This is a genomic window from Pseudomonas sp. B2021 (genome assembly GCF_018135665.1).
Classification (GTDB): Bacteria; Pseudomonadota; Gammaproteobacteria; order Pseudomonadales; family Pseudomonadaceae; genus Aquipseudomonas; species Aquipseudomonas lactis.
Window position 1 is genome coordinate 3,977,953 of sequence record NZ_SMOF01000001.1, and the last position, 19,761, is coordinate 3,997,713.

Sequence of the window (19,761 nt, forward strand, 5' to 3'; positions counted from 1 at the left end):
AGTTACCGAGAATATCGACTGACAGGTCGCTATCGCAGGCAAGCCAGCTCCCACACTTGCATCCTCAGTGTTTGTTTTGACTTCATCAGGCAGGTCAATCGTGATTGAGCTTTCGGATAAATTCACCCATCTGGTGCTCGCCCCGGCCATCGGCGGCAGCCTCGTCAACTGGACGGTGCGCGCCACCGGGCAGCCGCTGTTACGGCACAGCGATGCACAGGCGACCAATACCGGGCTGCCGGGCAAGCTGGGCTGCTATCCCTTGGCACCCTGGTCCAACCGAATCGCTCAAGGTGGGTTCGACAACCCCGATGGCTGGCTGGCACTGGCACCCAATAGCCTCACTGACCCTCTACCGATTCACGGTTCAGCCTGGCAGCAGCCGTGGCAGGTGACAAGCCAGTCAGAACATGAAGTGGTGTTGGAGCTGCGCTGCGAAACGCCCTTCGCCTATCACGCCCGCCAGCGGGTGCACTTGGACAACGGTGAGTTGAATATCGATTTGTGCGTGACTCACCTCGCCGAGCAACCGGCGTGGCATGGGCTGGGCTTGCATCCGTACTTGCCGCGCCGGCCGGGTACGCGGCTGCAGGCCAGGGCTGGGCAGGTGTGGATGAGTGATGCAGCCAAGCTGCCCACAGGATTGGCATCGGTTCCAGAAGATTGGGATTTCCGGCAACTGAAGGAATTGCCAGACGGGCTGGTGGACAACGGCTTTTGCGGCTGGGATGGGCACTGCCTGATCGAGCAACCGGAGCTTGGCTACCGCCTTGAATGCCAGGCCAGCGGCGCCGGTTACTTCCTGCTCTACTGCCCGCCGGGGTTGGAATTTTTCTGCATCGAGCCGGTGAGTCATCCGGTGAATGCCCATCACCTTCCAGGCAGGCCTGGCCTGAAACTGCTGGAGCAAGGCCAGTCAACCCACCTGGCATTCAACCTGAAATACACGCCAAATGCCTGAACTGTAGGAGCGAGCTTGCTCGCGAAAAACTCACAGGCGCCGCGTTCATTCAGAAAACACGCGTTATCGTTGACGTTTTTCGCGAGCAAGCTCGCTCCTACAGTTGGAGGATGCGTCAGTGTCAGGGTGGGCTGTTTTTCAGGCGCCCGGCCGTGTCGATACTCACCACCACCGACAACCCCGGTCGCAAGCGTTCACTTTCGGCCTGGTCCGGGTCTACGGTGATGCGCACAGGCACCCGCTGGGCGATCTTCACGAAGTTGCCGGTGGCGTTGTCCGCCTGCAACAGGCTGAACTCGGAACCGGTCGCCGGGGAAATATGCTGCACCGTGCCATGGAATTTGCGGTGGTTCAGCGCATCCACGGTGAACGTCACCGGTTGGCCGACCTGCACATTGTCCATCTGGGTTTCTTTCATATTAGCAATCACCCACAACTGCTTGGGCACCAGCGCCATCAGTTGCGCGCCGGAATTGACGTACGCGCCCAGGCGCACGCCGATCTGCCCGAGCTGACCATCCCGTGGTGCCGTGATGCGGGTATTGGACAGGTCGATGCGCGCCAGTTCCACCGCCGCCTCGGCACTCGCGACAGCGGCCTCCAGGGAGCCGCGGTTGACGATCACCGTCTGCAAATCCTGGCGGGCAATTTCCAGGCTGGCCTGGGCCTGGGCCACGGCAGCGATGGTCTGCGCGTTGGCAGCACGGGTCACGTCCAGTTCGCGTTTGGAGACCGAACCATCGCTGATCAGTTCTTCATTGCGGCGCAAATCCGCAGTGCTCTTGCGCGCCTGGGCCTGGCTGTCGACCAGAGCGGCCTGGCGCAGCTTAATGGTCGCTTCGGCGCTGTTGCGTTGCTGCACCACGTTGGCCAACGAGGCTTTCTGCACCGCCAGTTGCGCCAGGGCCTGGTCGAGGCGCTGCTTGTAGATGCGGTCGTCCAGGCGCACCAGCAGGTCGCCGGTCTTGACGTACTGGAAGTCCTGCACCGGCACTTCGAATACATAACCGCTGAGCTGCGGGCCGATAATCGTCACCTGCCCACGCACCAAGGCGTTTTCGGTGGTTTCCACCGCGCTGCTGAACGGCGGCAGTTGCCAGGCGTACAGCACGATCAGCACACCGATGATGGCGATGGCGGCAAAGCCCAGGGACGAGATGATACGCACGCGCAAAGGCCGTAACTGGGTGGGCACCGCGCCCGGTGGCGTGCTGCCTTCCGGCGTGGCGGCAATGGCGGTCGTGGTGGTGGTTGAAGGTTCGGTCATGAAGTCGCGCCGCTGGGTTGAACAGGAGGAGTTGCTTTGGTAGTGCTCATCAGCCACAGGCTGCGGGTGAAGATCCACAGCATGGTCAGGATCGCGATAATCGCAATCAGCATGAAGACATCGTTGTAAGCCATGACGTTCGCCTCACGGGTGGCCGCCGTGGCCAGGCTGCGGATGCCCATGAGGTTGCGCAGTTCCGGGTCGGCGACGATCTTGCCATAGGCCGCCCCACCACTCTGCACCCGCGCCGCCACAAGCGGGTCGATCAGGGTCAGGTGCTCGACGATCATGCTCGAATGGTACTTCTCGCGCACGATCTGGAAGGTGCCCAGCAACGCCGCGCCGATCAGGCCACCGAGGTTCTGGCAGATCCCGAACATCACCGAGAAGCTCACCAGGTTGCGTGGGTTGGTCAGCACATTCTTGGTGCCCAGCACCATGGTCGGCCCCAGGAAGAACGTACCGCCGAAGCCTAGCAGGAACTGGCTGATATAGAGGTTCTGCGGGCGGGTCAGGTTGCTGGAAAAACTGTCCATCACCGAACCTGTCGCCATCAGCGCCAGGGAGATGATCAGCGGCATCAGCAGGTGCGCCGGGTTGATCGTCAGCGCGCTGACCACCAGCCCGGCAATCGCGCCGGCCAACATCACCACGTACAGGGTATGCATCTGCTGGTAGCTCATGTTCAGCATCTGCATGAACCCCACCGCACCGGTGGACTGCTCGGACAGCACCATGCGAATCAGAACCACCGCCAGCGCCAGGCGGATCATCACGCCGCTGCCCAGCCAGCGCGTCATCAGCATCGGATTGCTGCGGTTATGCTCGATGGCCAGCCCGGCCATGATCAGCACCAGGGAACAGGCCGAGGCCACGCCGATCCACGGCGCTTCCAGCCACCAATCGATGCGCCCCAAAGATAGCACTGCGCAGAGCAAGGCCACGCCGCTGGCGAGGATGGCGAAGGTCAGGAAGTCGAGTTTTTCAAAGGTTTTGAAGCGATCGCCCGGCGGCAGCTTGAGCAGGAACACGCAGCCCAGGCAGATCAGCGCCAGGCCCAGTTCGAACAAATACAGCCCCCGCCATTCAGCGATTTGCAACAAGTCTTCGGAAAACAACCGCGCCAGCGGTAACGCCAACTGCGCGGTGCCCAGCCCCAGCACCAGGGCTTTCAACCGCCACTTGGCCGGGAATGCCTGGATCATGTAGTACAAGCCCAACGAACTCAGCGCCGCACCCACCATGCCGTGGGCGGCCCGTACCGCAATCGCCGAACTGAGGTCATTGACGAACAAATGCCCGAAGGTCACCAGCGCGTAGAGCACCAGGAACACCTCGGTAAACGCACGCAGGCCGAACTGTTGGCGAAACTTCACCAGCAGCAGGTTCATGCACACGTTGGTCATCACATAGGCGGCGGGCAACCAGGCCATTTCCGCGGTGGTCGCGCCCAGGGCGCCTTGCAGGTATTGCAGGTTGGCGATAACCAGGGCGTTACCCAGGCCGCCGGTAATTGCCACCAGCACACCGACCATCGCGAAGAGCCAGCGCTTATGCGTAGGGTGCAGCGGCGTCGACGGCGAGCCAGGCAGGCTCGGCCGCTCGTGGGGTTGCCAGGTGTGGGGGGTGTATTTATCCATTCGGTGACCTTGGTAAGCCGGGGTGCAAGGCCGGTGAATCCGTTACACAGAGGAACAGTAACCTGAGAGGCGTTCATGTTGCCATCTTGAGGACGCATTTGATCCCCAGGCAGACACAGCTAAATGTGGGAGCGGGCGTGCTCGCGAATGCGGTAGATCAGTTGCTGATGCATTGACTGACACGACGACTTCGCGAGCAAGCCCGCCCCCACACTGCAATCCATGCCGTCCTTAGAGAGAGGCTTTAAGCAACATACCGACTGCCACCACCACACACAGGCTAGCAAACCCCACTTGCAAGGCCCGCGCGGGGATCACCGAACACAACCGCCGTCCCGCCAACATGCCGACGATACTCGCGCCGATAAACACCCAACCCACTGGCTCGATACTCACGCCCGCATGAAAGGCACCGGCCACTCCGATCAGCGACAGCAGGCTGACCACCATCAAGGAAGTGGCGACGATGCCGCGCATCTGCACGTCGGTCAGTTGCTTGAACGCCGGCACGATCAAGAAGCCGCCCCCCACGCCCAGCAAACCCGACACGGCGCCGGTCACCGCCCCCAACGCTGCCAAAGTGGCGCTGCATTTGGCGGTCCAGGCCAGGCGCCCGGTCTGCTGGTTGAGCATGCAGTTCTTCTGGCCCCACGACGCCGAGCCATGGTCACTCGGCCCGGCCTCGCGCTTTTCCCGTTGCAGCATGCGCCAGGCCACCAGCACCATCAGCGCGCTGAACAAGCCCATCAGCACCGGTTCCGAGAGTTGGTGGGCGACGAACACGCCCAACGGCGAAAACAGCGCGCCGAGCAAGGCGATCAGTAGTGCCGCGCGGTAACGCACCAGGCCATGGCGTAAACCATCGATGGCCCCGACCGCTGCCGCCGCGCCCACCGCGAGCAATGACACGGGCGCGGCCTGGGTCATGGTCAAGCCCAGCCCCAGCACCAGCGCCGGCACCCCGAGGATGCCGCCGCCCGCGCCGGTCAGGCCCATGACCAGGCCCATCAATACCCCTAACAGACTGACGAGCAGCATTCAGTCCACCTTGCTCAGGCGGGTCAGCCACTCGCGGCCCTTGAGCATGCCGTTCCAGTAGAACCACGGCAGCAGCGTGGCCTTGAGGAACCACATCGAACGGCGCGCCTGCGTTGGATCGAGAGCAAAAGTCGGCAGCAACTTGCCGCCATAGCCAAACTCGGCCAGCACCACCTTGCCCTTCTCCACCGTCAATGGGCAGGAACCATAACCGTCGTACTTGAGCGGCAATGGCGCCTGTTTGCGCAGGGCCAGCAGGTTTTCGGCCACCACCACGATTTGCTTGCGCACCGCTGCCGCCGTCTTGGCGTTGGTGGTGCCGCACACATCGCCCAGGCCGAAGATATGCGGGTAGCGCAGGTGTTGCAGGCTGTGGGGGTTCACTTCGCACCAGCCGGCGGCGTCGGCGAGCAGGCTTTCGCGGATAAAATCCGGAGCGACCTGCGGCGGTACGACGTGGAGCATGTCGAAGGTTTTCTCTTCGACCGTCGCGTTACCTTGGGCGTCTTTGACTTCAAACCAGGCTTTGCGCGCCGGGCCATCGACTTTCACCAGGTTGGAATTGAACGCCAGGCGCGCGTTGTATTTTTCGACGTACTTCATCAAGGGCGGCACAAAGGTCGGCACACCAAACAACGCGGCACCGGCCAGGTTGAATTCGACGTCGATGTGTTTGAGGTTGCCCTGCTTGAGCCAGTGGTCGCAGGACAGGTACATGGCTTTTTGCGGCGCGCCGGCGCATTTGATCGGCATGGCCGGCTGGGTGAACAACGCCTTGCCGCCCTTGAGCTGCTGCACCAACTGCCAGGTGTACGCGGCGTGCTCATAGCTGTAGTTGGAGGTGACGCCGTGTTGGCCCAAGGTGTCTTGCAGGCCTTCGATTCTTTCCCAGGCCAGGCGCAGGCCAGGGCAGACGATGAGGTTTTTCCAGGTGACGCGTTGGCCGTTGTCGAGCACCAGGGTGCTTTCACCGGGCAGCACTTCGCTGACAGCGGCCTGCACCCAGCTCACGCCATTGGGCAGCACATCGGCCAGGGGCCGGCGGGTCTTGTGCAGGTCGTAGGCGCCGCCGCCGACCAGGGTCCAGGCCGGCTGGTAGCAGTGGTAGTCGTTAGGTTCGATGAGGGTGATGTTCAGGTGCGGGTCGCGCTTGAGCAGGCTGGCCAGCAGGCCGATGCCTGCCGAGCCGCCGCCGATGACTACGATATCGCCACTGATGGTGGGTCCCCAGTGTTGTTCGGTCATTGTCTACTGCCTTTTTGAGTCAATGCACACAAGGGTCGCTGCCGGATGGCGTCACGCCCAACTTTTTATGACCGCGCCGCAATACAGGCCGGACAGGGTCTTCATCACTTGAATCACTTCGTGGCTGGCCAGCCCGTAGAAAATGTATTTGCCTTCCCGACGGGTGGCGACCAACCCTTCATCGCGCAGGATGCCCAACTGTTGTGACAGGGTGGGCTGGCGTACACCGGTCAAGGCTTCCAGCTCACCGACGTTGCGCTCGCCCTGGGTCAACTGGCACAGGATCAACAAGCGGTCTTCATTGGCCAGGGCCTTGAGCAAGGCACAGGCCTTGGACGCCGAAGCACGCAACTGGGCGACCTCGCCCTCACTCAACGTAGATTCCATTTGCCTCGGGTCCTTTATGTCACTTAAGCTCAAAACATTATGTGTAAACGTAAACTGATTGTAACCACTTTTTTCCCAAGCAGAGACAGCCGCCATGCCAGCGTTGATTCAAGCCTTTCTGGATGACGCATCGTCGACCTACACCTATATCGTCTATGAGGCCGATGGCGGCCCCTGCGCCATTGTCGACTCGGTACTCAATTACGACCCGGCGTCCGGCCGCACCGACACCGCCCAGGCCGACAAGGTGATTGCCTTTGTGCGAGAGCATGGCCTGCACGTGCAGTGGCTGCTGGAAACCCACGCCCATGCTGACCACCTGTCCGCCGCGCCCTACCTGCGTCGCACCTTGGGCGGCAAGATCGCGATCGGCGAATCCATCAGCAAGGTGCAGGGTGTGTTCAAGAACCTGTTCAACCTGGAGCCGGAATTTCGAGTGGACGGCTCGCAGTTCGATCACCTGTTTGCACCGGATGAATTTTTTCACATCGGCAACTTGAAGGCCCAGGCCCTACACGTGCCCGGACACACCCCCGCCGACATGGCCTATCTGATCGACGGCCGCTTGATCCTGGTGGGCGACACCCTGTTCATGCCCGACGTCGGCACCGCCCGTTGCGACTTCCCCGGCGGTGATGCGCGGCAGTTGTACGCGTCGATGCGCAAGCTGCTGGCGTTCCCTTCAGACACCAAGCTGTACGTGTGTCATGACTATCCACCCGAGGGTCGAGAAGCCAAATGCCAGACCACCGTGGCGGAACAGCGGGCGGGCAATATCCATGTGCATGACGGCGTGGATGAAGCGGCGTTTGTACAGATGCGCACCCAGCGCGATGCTGGATTGGGCATGCCAACGTTGTTGCTGCCGGCGATCCAAGTAAATGTGCGAGCGGGAAATATGCCGCCGGCGGAAGAAAACGGCGTGACCTACCTGAAAATCCCCCTCAACCAACTCTAGAAGCACAGCGTTGTAGCGTTCAACGGTAACCACGATGCGAAGCGAGTCGCTCTTGCTCTTGCTCTTGCTCTTGCTCTTGCTCTTGCTCTTGCTCTTGCTCTTGCTCTGCTTTTGATCTTGATCTTGATCTTGATCTTAGGCGCCCCGTCAAACCACGCTGGCCGGAATTCGACAGGGATTTGGGGGGTAAACCGGCAGGGATGCCGGTTTAGCCGCCCCGCGCCATGGATGGCGCGTGGCGGCGGCCCCCCAAATCACTGGCGGATTACGGGCACACCGAGCCTAAGCGAGGTGCCGAGTGGTGGGGCAAGAGCGCTTTGCTTACTTTCGCGCTTTTCGAAAGTGAGCCGCCGTCAGGGCGGAACCCTAAGTGGCCGTTACCGCAGGAATGGATATGTACACAATCCAGCTGCATTGACTGTGAGGCCGTCTTCGCAGGCAAGCCAGCTCCCACAGTTGGATCGCGGGGTGCCGTCATCACAGGCAAGCCCCACATTTTGTCCCGTGTTGAATCAGGAACCGAGGCTGATGCCGTTGGCCGGCAACGGCAGCGCGGTTTTGTAGCGCACCTGCTTCAAGGCAAAGCTGGAGCGAATGTTCGCCACCCCCGGCACCTTAGTCAAAAAATCCATCATGAAACGCTCCAGCGACTGAATCGTGGGCACCAACACGCGGATCAAATAGTCCGGGTCACCCGCCATCAGGTAACACTCCATCACCTCCGGTCGGTCCGAGATCGCCCCTTCAAATTGCTGCAGCGCCAGCTCGTTCTGTTTTTCCAGGCTCACGTGGATGAACACATTGACGTGCAGCCCCAGCAGATCAGCATCCAGCAGCGTAACCTGCTCACGAATCAGCCCCAGTTCTTCCATCGCCTTGACCCGGTTGAAACACGGCGTGGGCGACAGGTTGACCGAGCGAGCCAGGTCGGCATTGGTGATCCGGGCATTCTCCTGCAGGGCGTTGAGAATGCCGATATCGGTACGGTCCAGTTTGCGCATGAGACAAAATCACCTGTTTATTATGTTTATGCAGTTTTTTTATCCGCAAATAGCCGGCGACGCAATGAAACAGAGATAAATATTCTTCTACGCCACGCCTATGATTGTTGTAGGACAAGATTTCTTCTACCCGAAGACTGACTGTCAGCTAGCGCGCCCACTACAAGAAATTCACAAGATAGAGCGTAGAAAGCCATGACCCAGCCGTATGCACCGCTGCGCCTGCACGTTCCCGAACCCTCGGGCCGCCCAGGTTGCAAGACCGACTTCACCTACCTGCGTTTGACCGACGCCGGCCTGGTACGCAAACCCGCCATCGACGTAGAACCGGCCGACACCGCCGACCTGGCCAAGGGCCTGATCCGCGTGCTCGACGACCAGGGCCAGGCCCTTGGCCCGTGGGCCGAGGGTGTCTCCACCGAGATCATGCGCCGCGGCATGCGTGCGATGCTCAAGACGCGTATCTTCGACAACCGCATGGTGGTCGCCCAGCGTCAGAAAAAAATGTCGTTCTACATGCAAAGCCTTGGCGAAGAAGCCATCGGCAGCGCCCAGGCCCTGGCCTTGAATATCGACGACATGTGCTTCCCCACCTACCGCCAGCAAAGCATCCTGATGGCCCGCGACGTGCCGCTGGTAGACCTGATCTGCCAACTGCTGTCCAACGAGCGCGACCCGCTCAAGGGCCGCCAGTTGCCGATCATGTATTCGGTCAAGGAGGCGGGCTTCTTCACTATTTCCGGCAACCTCGCCACCCAATTCGTCCAGGGCGTGGGCTGGGGCATGGCCTCGGCGATCAAGGGCGATACCAAGATCGCCTCGGCCTGGATCGGCGACGGCGCCACCGCGGAATCGGACTTTCACACCGCCCTCACCTTCGCCCACGTGTACCGCGCGCCGGTGATCCTCAACGTGGTCAACAACCAGTGGGCCATCTCCACCTTCCAGGCCATCGCTGGCGGTGAAGCCACCACCTTCGCCGGACGCGGCGTCGGTTGCGGCATCGCCTCCCTGCGCGTGGACGGCAACGACTTTATCGCCGTGTACGCTGCCTCGGCCTGGGCTGCCGAGCGTGCGCGCCGCAACCTGGGGCCCACCCTGATCGAGTGGGTCACCTACCGCGCCGGCCCGCACTCCACCTCCGATGACCCATCCAAGTACCGTCCCGCCGACGACTGGAGCCACTTCCCCCTGGGCGACCCGATTGCCCGCCTCAAGCAGCACCTGATCAAGATTGGCCAGTGGTCCGAAGAGGAACACGCGGCGGTCAGTGCCGAGCTTGAAGCCGAAGTGGTCAAGGCGCAGAAGGAAGCCGAACAGTACGGCACCCTGGCCGGTGGCCAGATTCCAAGCGCCGCGACCATGTTCGAGGATGTCTATAAAGAGATGCCGGAGCACTTGAAGCGCCAGCGTCAAGAGCTGGGGGTGTGACATGAACGACCACAACAACAGTATCGAACTGGAAACCGCCATGACCACCACCACCATGACCATGATCCAGGCCCTGCGCTCGGCCATGGATGTGATGCTTGAACGTGACGATAACGTGGTGGTGTTCGGCCAGGACGTCGGCTACTTCGGCGGCGTGTTCCGTTGCACCGAAGGCTTGCAGACCAAGTACGGCAGCTCGCGGGTGTTTGACGCGCCCATCTCGGAAAGCGGCATCGTCGGTGTGGCCGTGGGCATGGGCGCCTATGGCTTGCGCCCGGTCGCCGAAATCCAGTTCGCCGACTACGTCTACCCCGCCACCGACCAGATCATTTCCGAGGCGGCGCGCCTGCGTTATCGCTCGGCCGGCCAGTTCACTGCGCCCTTGACCATGCGCATGCCCTGCGGTGGCGGCATCTACGGCGGCCAGACCCACAGCCAGAGTATCGAAGCGGTGTTCACCCAGGTTTGCGGCCTGCGCACAGTGATGCCGTCCAACCCCTATGACGCCAAGGGCCTGCTGATCGCCTCCATCGAGAACGATGACCCGGTGATCTTCCTCGAACCCAAGCGCCTGTATAACGGCCCCTTCGACGGCCACCACGACCGCCCGGTAACGCCGTGGTCCAAACACCCCCAAGCCCAGGTGCCGGACGGTTACTACACCGTGCCGCTGGACGTGGCCGCCATCGTGCGTCCGGGTTCGGCCGTGACCGTGCTGACCTACGGCACCACCGTATATGTGTCGCAAGTTGCCGCCGAAGAAACCGGCATCGACGCCGAGGTTATCGACCTGCGCAGCCTGTGGCCGCTGGACCTGGAGACCATCGTCAAGTCGGTGAAAAAGACCGGCCGTTGCGTGGTGGTGCATGAGGCCACGCGCACCTGCGGCTTTGGTGCCGAGTTGGTCTCGCTGGTGCAAGAGCATTGCTTCCACCACCTGGAAGCGCCGATCGAACGCGTCACCGGTTGGGACACCCCCTACCCGCACGCGCAGGAGTGGGCGTATTTCCCAGGGCCGTCCCGAGTGGGCGCGGCGTTGAAACGGGTCATGGAGGTCTGAATGGGCACGCACGTTATCAAGATGCCGGACATTGGCGAAGGCATCGCGGAAGTTGAACTGTCGGTATGGCATGTAAAGGTCGGCGACCTGGTGGTTGAAGACCAGGTGCTGGCGGATGTGATGACCGACAAGGCGATGGTGGATATTCCCTCGCCGGTCCATGGCAAGGTGATTTCTCTGGGCGGCGAGCCGGGTGAGGTCATGGCAGTGGGCAGTATTTTGATCAGCATTGAAGTGGAAGGCGCAGGCAATACCAAGGATGTGCCGGTGGTTGCCGAACCTGCGAAAGCCGCGCCTGCTGTGGCCGAAGCCAAACCGGTACAGGCGCCGGTAGAAAGCAAGCCCGCAGCAGTAGTGAAAGCACCGCAAGCCCCCGTGGCCCGCGAAGCCAGCGACCGCCCATTGGCCTCGCCTGCCGTGCGCAAACACGCGCTGGATGCCGGGATTCAACTGCGCCTGGTGCAGGGCACCGGGCCTGCGGGCCGGATTCTGCACGAAGACCTGGAGGCTTACTTGCGCCAGGGCCCGGCAACGGGCGCCAGCGCCGCCAACCCGTATGCCGAGCGTACTGACGAACACCAGATCCCGGTGATCGGCATGCGCCGCAAGATCGCCCAGCGCATGCAGGACGCCACCCGCCGCGCCGCGCATTTCAGCTACGTGGAAGAGATCGACGTCACCGCCCTCGACGAGTTGCGTGTGCACCTCAACGAAAAACACGGTGCGACACGCGGCAAGCTGACCCTGCTGCCGTTTATCGTACGGGCCATGGTTGTCGCCTTGCGCGACTTCCCGCAGATCAACGCCCGTTACGACGACGAAGCCCAGGTCATCACGCGCCTTGGCGCCGTGCACGTGGGCGTCGCCACCCAGAGCGACGTGGGCCTGATGGTGCCGGTGGTGCGCCACGCCGAAGCTCGCAGCCTGTGGGGCACTGCCGAAGAAATCGCGCGTTTGGCCAACGCCGCACGTACAGGCAAGGCCAGCCGTGAAGAGCTGTCCGGTTCGACCATTACCCTGACCAGCCTCGGCGCCCTGGGCGGCATTGTCAGCACGCCAGTGCTGAACCTCCCGGAAGTGGCCATCGTCGGCGTCAACCGCATCGTTGAGCGGCCGATGGTGATCAAGGGCCAGATCGTGGTGCGCAAAATGATGAACCTCTCCAGTTCCTTCGATCACCGTGTGGTCGATGGCATGGACGCGGCGCAATTCATCCAGGCCATTCGCGGCCTGCTCGAACAACCCGCCAGCCTGTTCCTGGAGTAAGGGCATGACTCAGACATTGCATACCACGCTGCTGATTATCGGCGGCGGCCCTGGCGGTTATGTGGCGGCGATTCGCGCCGGCCAACTGGGCATCCAGACCATCCTGGTGGAAGGCCAGGCACTGGGCGGCACCTGCCTGAACATCGGCTGCATTCCCTCCAAGGCCCTGATTCATGTGGCCGAACAGTTCCAGCAAACCGTGCACCATAGCCAGGGCTCGCAACTGGGCATTGAAGTGGATGTACCGACCCTGGACATCCGCAAGAGCGTGGAATGGAAAGACGGCATCGTTGACCGCCTGACCACCGGCGTCGCCGCGCTGTTGAAGAAGCACAAGGTGCAGGTGATCCACGGCTGGGCCAAGGTCATCGACGGCAAGACTGTCGAGGTGGGCGAGCAGCGCATCCAGTGCGAACACCTGCTGCTGGCAACCGGTTCGAAGAGCGTCAACCTGCCGATGCTGCCGATTGGCGGGCCGATCATCTCCTCCACCGAAGCCCTGGCACCGACACACGTGCCCAAGCGCCTGATCGTGGTGGGCGGTGGTTATATCGGCCTGGAACTGGGAATTGCCTACCGCAAGCTCGGTGCCGACGTCAGTGTGGTCGAGGCCCAGGCCCACATCCTGCCGGCCTACGACGCCGAGCTGACCCTGCCGGTGGCTGAATCCCTGAAGAAACTCGGCGTGAAGCTGTACCTGGAACACAGCGTCACCGGTTTTACCGACGGCAAACTGCAAGTGCGTGCGCCCAGCGGCGACACCTTGGCACTGGACACCGACCAGGTGCTGGTAGCCGTAGGGCGCAAACCCAACACCCAGGGCTGGAACCTCGAAGCGCTGAACCTGGACATGAACGGCGCGGCGATCAAGATCGACAGCCGCTGCCAGACCAGCATGCGCAACGTGTATGCCATTGGCGACCTCAGTGGCGAGCCGATGCTGGCGCACCGGGCCATGGCCCAGGGCGAAATGGTTGCCGAACTGATCAGCGGCAAAGCCCGCGAATTCAACCCGGCGGCGATACCCGCGGTGTGTTTTACCGACCCGGAACTGGTGGTGGTCGGCCAGACCCCGGACGAGGCCAAGGCGGCCGGCCTGGACTGCATCGTGTCGAGCTTCCCGTTCGCCGCCAATGGCCGGGCCATGACGCTGGAGTCCAAAGCCGGCTTCGTGCGGGTGGTGGCACGGCGCGACAATCACTTGATTGTTGGCTGGCAAGCGGTGGGGGCTGGGGTGTCCGAGCTGTCGACCGCGTTCGGCCTGAGCCTGGAAATGGGCGCGCGCCTGGAAGACGTAGCGGGCACCATCCATGCCCACCCGACCCTGGGTGAAGCGGTGCAGGAAGCGGCGTTGCGGGCGTTGGGGCACGCGTTGCACCTGTAAAACCGCGGCGTGGCCATCGCAGGCAAGCCAGCTCCCACACTTGAAATGCATTCCAATGTGGGAGCCGGGCTTGCCCGCGATAGCGGTGGATCAGCCAATGCAGAGGTTGAATGGTCCGCCGCCCTGCTCCCACACCGGCCAAGAATGCAGTATTGTTGCGCCCATCCAGAAAAAAATCCGACTTGACCAGAGATAGAGGGTGTCATGGGTAACGAGAGCATCAATTGGGACAAGCTGGGTTTTGACTACATCAAGACCGACAAGCGGTTTCTCCAGGTCTGGAAAAACGGCGAATGGCAAGCAGGCACCCTGACCGACGACAATGTGCTGCACATCAGCGAGGGCTCCACTGCCCTGCATTATGGCCAGCAATGCTTCGAGGGCCTGAAGGCCTACCGTTGCAAGGACGGTTCGATCAACCTGTTCCGCCCGGACCAGAACGCTGCCCGCATGCAGCGCAGCTGTGGCCGCCTGCTGATGCCACAAGTGCCGACCGACGCGTTCATCGACGCGTGCAAGCAAGTGGTCAAGGCCAACGAGCGCTTCATCCCGCCGTACGGCAGCGGCGGCGCGCTGTACCTGCGCCCGTTCGTGATCGGCACCGGTGACAACATCGGCGTGCGTACCGCGCCGGAGTTCATCTTCTCGGTGTTCTGCATCCCGGTCGGTGCCTACTTCAAGGGCGGCCTGGTGCCGCACAACTTCCAGATTTCCGGCTACGACCGCGCCGCGCCGCAAGGCACCGGTGCCGCCAAGGTCGGTGGCAACTACGCCGCCAGCCTGATGCCGGGTTCGGAAGCGAAGAAATCCGGCTTCGCCGACGCGATCTACCTGGACCCGATGACCCATTCGAAAATCGAAGAAGTCGGCTCGGCCAACTTCTTCGGGATCACCCACGACAACCAGTTCATCACGCCGAAGTCGCCTTCGGTATTGCCAGGCATCACCCGCCTGTCGCTGATCGAACTGGCCCAGACCCGCCTGGGCCTGGAAGTGGTCGAGGGCGAAGTGTTCATCGACAAGCTGGACCAATTCAAGGAAGCCGGCGCCTGCGGTACCGCTGCCGTGATCTCGCCTATCGGCGGCATCCAGTACAACGGCAAGCTGCACGTGTTCCATAGCGAAACCGAAGTGGGCCCGATCACCCAGAAGCTCTACAAAGAACTGACCGGTGTGCAGACCGGTGATGTGGAAGCGCCAGCGGGTTGGATCGTCAAGGTCTAACAGCCACAAACTCCAGCGACACCACAAAAACTTGTGGGAGCTGGCTTGCCTGCGATAGCAAACTGTCAGCCAGCATATTGGCTACAGACCCACCGCTATCGCAGGCAAGCCAGCTCCCACACTGGTTTCTGCGCCTTCAAGAACGTGGCGCAATATTCTCTGCAATCTTCTTGCCCATACTGATCTTCAGCCCCACCCCATTCCCCAGCGCCTCACAAAACCCTAAGTTGTCCAGCGGGACGCGGAGCGTCCCAGGCGGAACCCCCACACAGAGCGCGGGAACGATCAACTGTAAATGCATCCACCCTGTCAAGTTTGACAGTAGAGATGCGCAGGGATCGGGATTATAAATGCAGAGGCTGGATTCTCACCAAACCTCAAGGAGACACCTCATGGGCAGCTTTATTATTCACCTCACGACAGATGACTTCGAAGGTGACGCAAGCAAAGAAATATTGATGGAAGTACTGAATGCCCCCAACGATCCCGACCCTCTTCTGGTGTATGCCAGTTCCAGCGAGAAAAATGGTTTTTATGACCGTTCCTCAAGCCCGGGGGATGCCGACGGTGACGGCGATGTCGAAGGGGATATTGACGACAAGATCCTGTTTCTGAACTTGGCGAATGCTTTTGCGGCAATGAAAGGCTATACCGCGAAGCAGAAAAAAAAATAAGCGTAAGCCTCAAAGGTTAGACGGGTGATCAGAGTGCTGTCGGTCATCTACTTTGTCCTGGAATACACTCAACGATCCTCTTACCCATACTGATCCTCGGCTCCACCCCATACCCCAGCGCCTCATAAAACCCCACCACCGCGTCATTGCCGCCGGTGATCTGCAGGTTGATCTTCATGCAACCCAGCGCCGTCAACGCCTGTTCGGCATAGCGCACCAGCGACGATCCCAGGCCATGGCGCCGATAGTCGGTATGCACCGCCACCGAATACAGCCAGCCACGATGGCCGTCATAGCCGGCGAGGATGGTACCGATCACAGCGTTGTTGTCGGTGGCAACAAAGAACAACCCGTCATTGACCGTCAGTTTCTTATCAATCGCCAGGCTCGGCAGGTTATGGGCCGTGTCATAGCCAAACGCCTGCTGCCATAACTCAATCACCTGGGCACGGTGCTGACGGTCGCGATACGGCCCGATGGGGTGGCGGGACAACAGCGCCTTTTCCATCACCAACGTGCGCTCGTTGCCGTGGTACACGTCACGCACGTTGTGAAAACCCAGCTTGGCGTAGAAGGCTTGCGCCGTCAGCGAGGACGGCACGCTCAAGACCGTCACGCCGGCTTCACGGGCGCGCAGTTCGATTTCGATCATCAATAGCCGGCCGATGCCCTGCCCTTGCAGTGCCGGGTTGACGAACACCGAGCGCACCACATTGCCATCCAGTGCCGCCGTAGCGACGATCAGTTGATCCTCCGTTGCCACTAGCACCACCCGCCGCTGGAGCAACGCCAGCACCGCGTCGGGGGTGAAGTTGCTGGCAACCCGCGCAATCACATCCGCGGGGTAATCACGCGCGTTGCTGCTGTGCAGCGCAGCCAGGATGACTTCACTGATGCCCTCGGCATCTGAGGGTTGGGCAAGGCGAACAGCGGTAGACATGGTTCCTCCTGGCTGACACAGCGATAACAAACACCACAATACCAATGTGGGAGCTGGCTTGCCTGCGATAGCGGTGTATCAGTCAGATTAATGGGGCTGACACACCGCTATCGCAGGCAAGCCAGCTCCCACAGTTTGATTGCATTTCAACTTGGCAGCCGATTCGGCTGCGCCACTCCCGTTTTCAGCTTTCTTGGCTGAGCCACCCCGCTGTTTCAGCCGGGATCCTTTCCCCACAACGCACAAAATAGCGGCACAAGATCCCCAACGGACCCGTGCCCCCATGCAAACCACCAACACCGTCCTGATGATCCGCCCGGCGCGCTTTGCCTTCAACCCGGATACCGCGATCAACAACCGTTTCCAACGCCCGCCGCTGGACCCGCTCAGTGCACAGCACAAAGCGCTGGAGGAGTTCGACGGTTATGTCGACACCCTGCGCCAGCACGGCGTGGAAGTGCTGGTGGTGCAGGACACGCCGGCGCCCCACACGCCCGACTCGATCTTCCCCAACAACTGGTGGAGCAGCCATGCCGACGGCAGCCTGGTGCTCTACCCCATGGAAGGCCAGAACCGCCGACTGGAGCGCAACAAGGGCGTGCTGCAAGTCTTGGAGCAACGCTTTGCGATCAATACCACCATCGACCTCAGCCACCTGGAACAACAGAACATCTTCCTGGAAGGCACCGGCAGCATGGTGCTCGACCGCCAGCACCGCATCAGCTACGCCTGCCATTCGGGGCGCACCCACCATGCGGCGCTGCGCCAGTTTGCCGAACGCCTCGACTACCAACTTTGCGTGTTCCACGCCCTGGACCGTCACCAGGCCCCCATCTACCACAGCAACGTGATGATGAGCGTCGGCCGCGACCTCGCGGTGGTGTGCCTGCAGGCCCTACCCGACGACAGCGAGCGCCTGGCCCTGGAACGCTCCCTGCGTGACACCGGCAAGGACATCCTCAGCCTGGACTTCGACCAGCTGGAAGCCTTCGCCGGCAACATGCTGGAGGTCCACGACCGGGACGGCCAGCCGTTGCTGGTGATGTCCGCCAGCGCCTGGGGCGCCCTGCATCCGGCGCAGCGCCAGCATGTGGAGCGCCATACGCGGCCGGTGGTGGTGAACATCGACAACATCGAACGCATCGGCGGCGGCAGTGCCCGCTGCATGCTGGCCGAAGTGCATCTGCCGGCCCGTCCCTCATTTCAATAAGGAGTTTTGCCATGACCCGTTATATCGACGTCAACGACCTCAGCTACCTGGTTTCGCAAAAAGGCCTGCAAACCTGCATCACCGAGATGGCCGACTACATTCGCGCCGACTACCTGCGCTGGCAGGATTTCGAAAAATGCGCGCGCCTGGCCAACCATTCACCGGATGGCGTGATCGAGCTGATGCCGGTGTCCGACGCCTCGCTGTACGCCTTCAAGTACGTCAACGGCCATCCGAAAAACACCCTGGCCGGCATGCTCACCGTGATGGCGTTCGGTGCCTTGGGCGACGTCGACACCGGCAAGCCGGTGCTGCTGGCGGAAATGACCCTGACCACTGCGATCCGCACCGCCGCCACCTCGGCCCTGGTCGCCCGCTACCTGGCCCGCGCCAACAGCCGCAGCATGGCGCTGATCGGCAACGGCTGCCAAAGCGAATTCCAGGCCCTGGCCTTCCACGCCATGCTCGGCATTACTGAAATCCGCCTGTTCGACATCGACCCCCAGGCCACCGCCAAGCTCGCCGCCAACCTCAAAGCGTTCCCGGCGATCAAGGTGATCCTGGCCGCCAGCGTCGCCGAGGCGGTCAAAGGCGCGGACATTGTCACCACCGTGACTGCGGACAAGGCCTACGCCACCATCCTGACTGACGAGATGATCGAGCCAGGCATGCACCTCAATGCCGTGGGCGGTGACTGCCCGGGCAAGACCGAGCTGGACCGCCGCATCGTCGAGCGCGCCCGGGTGATCGTCGAGTACGAACCGCAAAGCCGCATCGAAGGCGAAATCCAGCATATGCCGGAAGATTCGCCGGTCACCGAGCTGTGGCAAGTGATCAACGGCCAACAGCCGGGCCGCGAGAATGACCGCCAAATCACCCTGTTCGACTCAGTGGGTTTTGCCATCGAAGACTACTCGGCCCTGCGCTACGTACTGGACGTGGCCAAAGCCCTGGAAGTGGGCAGTGAGCTGGAGCTGGTGCCGGACCTGGCCGACCCGAAGAACCTGTTCGCACGCCTGGCCCAGCAACCTTTGGTACAGCATAAAAAGCGCGCTTGAAACCGCTCTGGCCTGCCGCTTTGCGCCCAGGGCAGGCCAGATTCTGCTGGGTTAAAAGCCGATTTTGCCGGTGTCACAGCCGATTCCGCTGCATTGCATGTTTTAACAGCGCAATTTGCGCTTTGCGCAGGGGGTAAACGACACAAAAAACGCACCATCATGAAGCATTCTCTGCTCCCAGTTATTCACTGCCCCTGACATCAATTACAAAATATAGGGACCGACACATGACTCCTCTGCGATCACTCTTCGCTGCGTTGCTGTTGCCACTGTGCGCCACCGCCGCCCACGCCCAGGACTGGAAAGAAATCCGGTTTGGCGTGTTCCCCGAATACCCGCCCTTCGAATCCGTCGCCGCCGATGGCAGCCTGCAAGGCTTCGATATCGAATTGGGCAACGCCATCTGCGCCAAGCTCGAAGTGAAATGCACCTGGGTGCACAACGAATTCGACGGCATGATCCCGGCCCTGCGTGCGCGCAAGTTCGACGCGATCATGTCTTCCATGGCCGTGACCCCGGCCCGCGAGAAAGTCATCGACTTCACTGACCGGCTGTTCCTCAGCCCCACCTCGGTGATCACCCGCAAAAACGCCACCTTCGGTGACACCCCCGAGTCGCTGAACGGCAAGCAGGTCGGCGTGCTGCAAGGCTCGTTGCAGGAAGCCTATGCCCGCGCGCACCTGGCCAAGCTCGGTGCACAGATCAAGGCGTACCAGTCCCAGGAACAGAACTATGCCGACCTGCAAAATGGCCGCCTCGACGCCACCCTGACGGACAAGCTCGAAGCCCAGCTCAACTTCCTGTCCAAACCCGAAGGCGCCGACTTCAAGACCGGCCCGGCCTTCAAGGACCCAACCCTGCCCCTGGACATCGCCATGGGCCTGCGCAAGAACGACCAGGCTCTGCGTGAGCTGATCAACAAGGGCATAGCCGCCGTCCAGGCCGATGGCACCTACGCCAAGATCCAGAAGAAATACTTTGGCGATCAGGACATCTACAACGAGTAACCGGCAACCC

At 61.5% G+C, this 19,761-nt stretch carries 18 protein-coding genes; 11 read left to right on the plus strand and 7 right to left on the minus strand.

From position 1 onward, the window contains the following. The first annotated feature begins 100 nt into the window (after positions 1–100). Positions 101–961, plus strand: a complete 861-nt coding sequence (locus E1K68_RS17690) for an aldose 1-epimerase (RefSeq protein WP_212614484.1) — start codon at positions 101–103, stop codon at positions 959–961. 121 nt (positions 962–1,082) lie between these two features. Here the strand turns inward: E1K68_RS17690 and E1K68_RS17695 are convergent, their stop codons facing one another. From E1K68_RS17695 to E1K68_RS17715, 5 genes are all read right to left on the minus strand, one after another. After that, positions 1,083–2,228 (minus strand): HlyD family secretion protein, encoded by a 1,146-nt coding sequence (locus tag E1K68_RS17695; RefSeq protein WP_003192298.1) that lies wholly within the window; start codon positions 2,226–2,228, stop codon positions 1,083–1,085. Next, positions 2,225–3,868, minus strand: a complete 1,644-nt coding sequence (locus E1K68_RS17700; protein ID WP_003192300.1) for an MFS transporter — start codon at positions 3,866–3,868, stop codon at positions 2,225–2,227. The genes E1K68_RS17695 and E1K68_RS17700 overlap by 4 nt, the downstream gene beginning before the upstream one ends. Positions 3,869–4,099: 231 nt before the next feature. Beyond that, complete coding sequence (locus tag E1K68_RS17705; protein WP_212614485.1) at positions 4,100–4,906, minus strand: sulfite exporter TauE/SafE family protein; 807 nt, start codon at positions 4,904–4,906, stop codon at positions 4,100–4,102. Beyond that, positions 4,907–6,151: an FAD/NAD(P)-binding oxidoreductase gene (locus E1K68_RS17710; RefSeq protein WP_212614486.1), complete on the minus strand. Its 1,245-nt coding sequence runs from the start codon at positions 6,149–6,151 to the stop codon at positions 4,907–4,909. Between the two features lie 51 nt (positions 6,152–6,202). Next, complete coding sequence (locus E1K68_RS17715; protein ID WP_003174875.1) at positions 6,203–6,538, minus strand: metalloregulator ArsR/SmtB family transcription factor; 336 nt, start codon at positions 6,536–6,538, stop codon at positions 6,203–6,205. 94 nt (positions 6,539–6,632) lie between these two features. Between E1K68_RS17715 and E1K68_RS17720 the strand changes: the two genes are divergently transcribed. After that, entirely contained in the window at positions 6,633–7,496 is an 864-nt protein-coding gene (locus E1K68_RS17720) for an MBL fold metallo-hydrolase (RefSeq protein WP_212614487.1), read from the plus strand. A gap of 512 nt (positions 7,497–8,008) precedes the next feature. Here E1K68_RS17720 and bkdR read toward each other — a convergent pair. Next, the gene (gene bkdR / locus E1K68_RS17725) at positions 8,009–8,497 is read right to left on the minus strand and encodes a Bkd operon transcriptional regulator BkdR (RefSeq protein WP_003174877.1); all 489 of its coding nucleotides are present in this window, start codon (positions 8,495–8,497) and stop codon (positions 8,009–8,011) included. Positions 8,498–8,692: 195 nt separating this feature from the next. Between bkdR and E1K68_RS17730 the strand changes: the two genes are divergently transcribed. From E1K68_RS17730 to E1K68_RS17755, 6 genes are all read left to right on the plus strand, one after another. Then, entirely contained in the window at positions 8,693–9,928 is a 1,236-nt protein-coding gene (locus tag E1K68_RS17730; protein ID WP_003192305.1) for a 3-methyl-2-oxobutanoate dehydrogenase (2-methylpropanoyl-transferring) subunit alpha, read from the plus strand. 1 nt (position 9,929) lies between these two features. Next, a complete protein-coding gene (locus E1K68_RS17735; protein WP_005789444.1) occupies positions 9,930–10,988 on the plus strand; it encodes an alpha-ketoacid dehydrogenase subunit beta in 1,059 nt (352 codons plus the stop codon). Further along, positions 10,989–12,254 (plus strand): dihydrolipoamide acetyltransferase family protein, encoded by a 1,266-nt coding sequence (locus E1K68_RS17740; protein ID WP_003192307.1) that lies wholly within the window; start codon positions 10,989–10,991, stop codon positions 12,252–12,254. Positions 12,255–12,258: 4 nt separating this feature from the next. After that, on the plus strand, positions 12,259–13,638 hold the full coding sequence (gene lpdA, locus E1K68_RS17745; protein ID WP_212614488.1) for a dihydrolipoyl dehydrogenase: 1,380 nt from the start codon (positions 12,259–12,261) through the stop codon (positions 13,636–13,638). 204 nt (positions 13,639–13,842) lie between these two features. Next, the gene (locus E1K68_RS17750; RefSeq protein WP_003192309.1) at positions 13,843–14,862 is read left to right on the plus strand and encodes a branched-chain amino acid aminotransferase; all 1,020 of its coding nucleotides are present in this window, start codon (positions 13,843–13,845) and stop codon (positions 14,860–14,862) included. Between the two features lie 392 nt (positions 14,863–15,254). Next, positions 15,255–15,536 carry a hypothetical protein gene (locus E1K68_RS17755; protein ID WP_032900759.1) on the plus strand — a complete coding sequence of 94 codons (282 nt, stop codon included), beginning with the start codon at positions 15,255–15,257 and terminating at the stop codon, positions 15,534–15,536. 43 nt (positions 15,537–15,579) lie between these two features. Here the strand turns inward: E1K68_RS17755 and E1K68_RS17760 are convergent, their stop codons facing one another. Further along, positions 15,580–16,476, minus strand: coding sequence for a GNAT family acetyltransferase (locus E1K68_RS17760; RefSeq protein ID WP_080765526.1), 897 nt, complete (start codon positions 16,474–16,476; stop codon positions 15,580–15,582). Positions 16,477–16,759: 283 nt separating this feature from the next. Here E1K68_RS17760 and E1K68_RS17765 point away from each other — a divergent pair, with 283 nt between their 5' ends. The 3 genes from E1K68_RS17765 to E1K68_RS17775 all read left to right on the plus strand — a co-directional run bounded on the left by E1K68_RS17765 (position 16,760) and on the right by E1K68_RS17775 (position 19,751). Further along, positions 16,760–17,686 carry an arginine deiminase-related protein gene (locus E1K68_RS17765; protein ID WP_057974965.1) on the plus strand — a complete coding sequence of 309 codons (927 nt, stop codon included), beginning with the start codon at positions 16,760–16,762 and terminating at the stop codon, positions 17,684–17,686. An 11-nt stretch (positions 17,687–17,697) separates the two neighbouring features. Further along, the gene (locus E1K68_RS17770; RefSeq protein WP_057711223.1) at positions 17,698–18,744 is read left to right on the plus strand and encodes an ornithine cyclodeaminase; all 1,047 of its coding nucleotides are present in this window, start codon (positions 17,698–17,700) and stop codon (positions 18,742–18,744) included. 227 nt (positions 18,745–18,971) lie between these two features. Beyond that, positions 18,972–19,751: an ABC transporter substrate-binding protein gene (locus E1K68_RS17775; protein WP_003192314.1), complete on the plus strand. Its 780-nt coding sequence runs from the start codon at positions 18,972–18,974 to the stop codon at positions 19,749–19,751. The last annotated feature ends 10 nt before the right edge of the window (positions 19,752–19,761 follow it).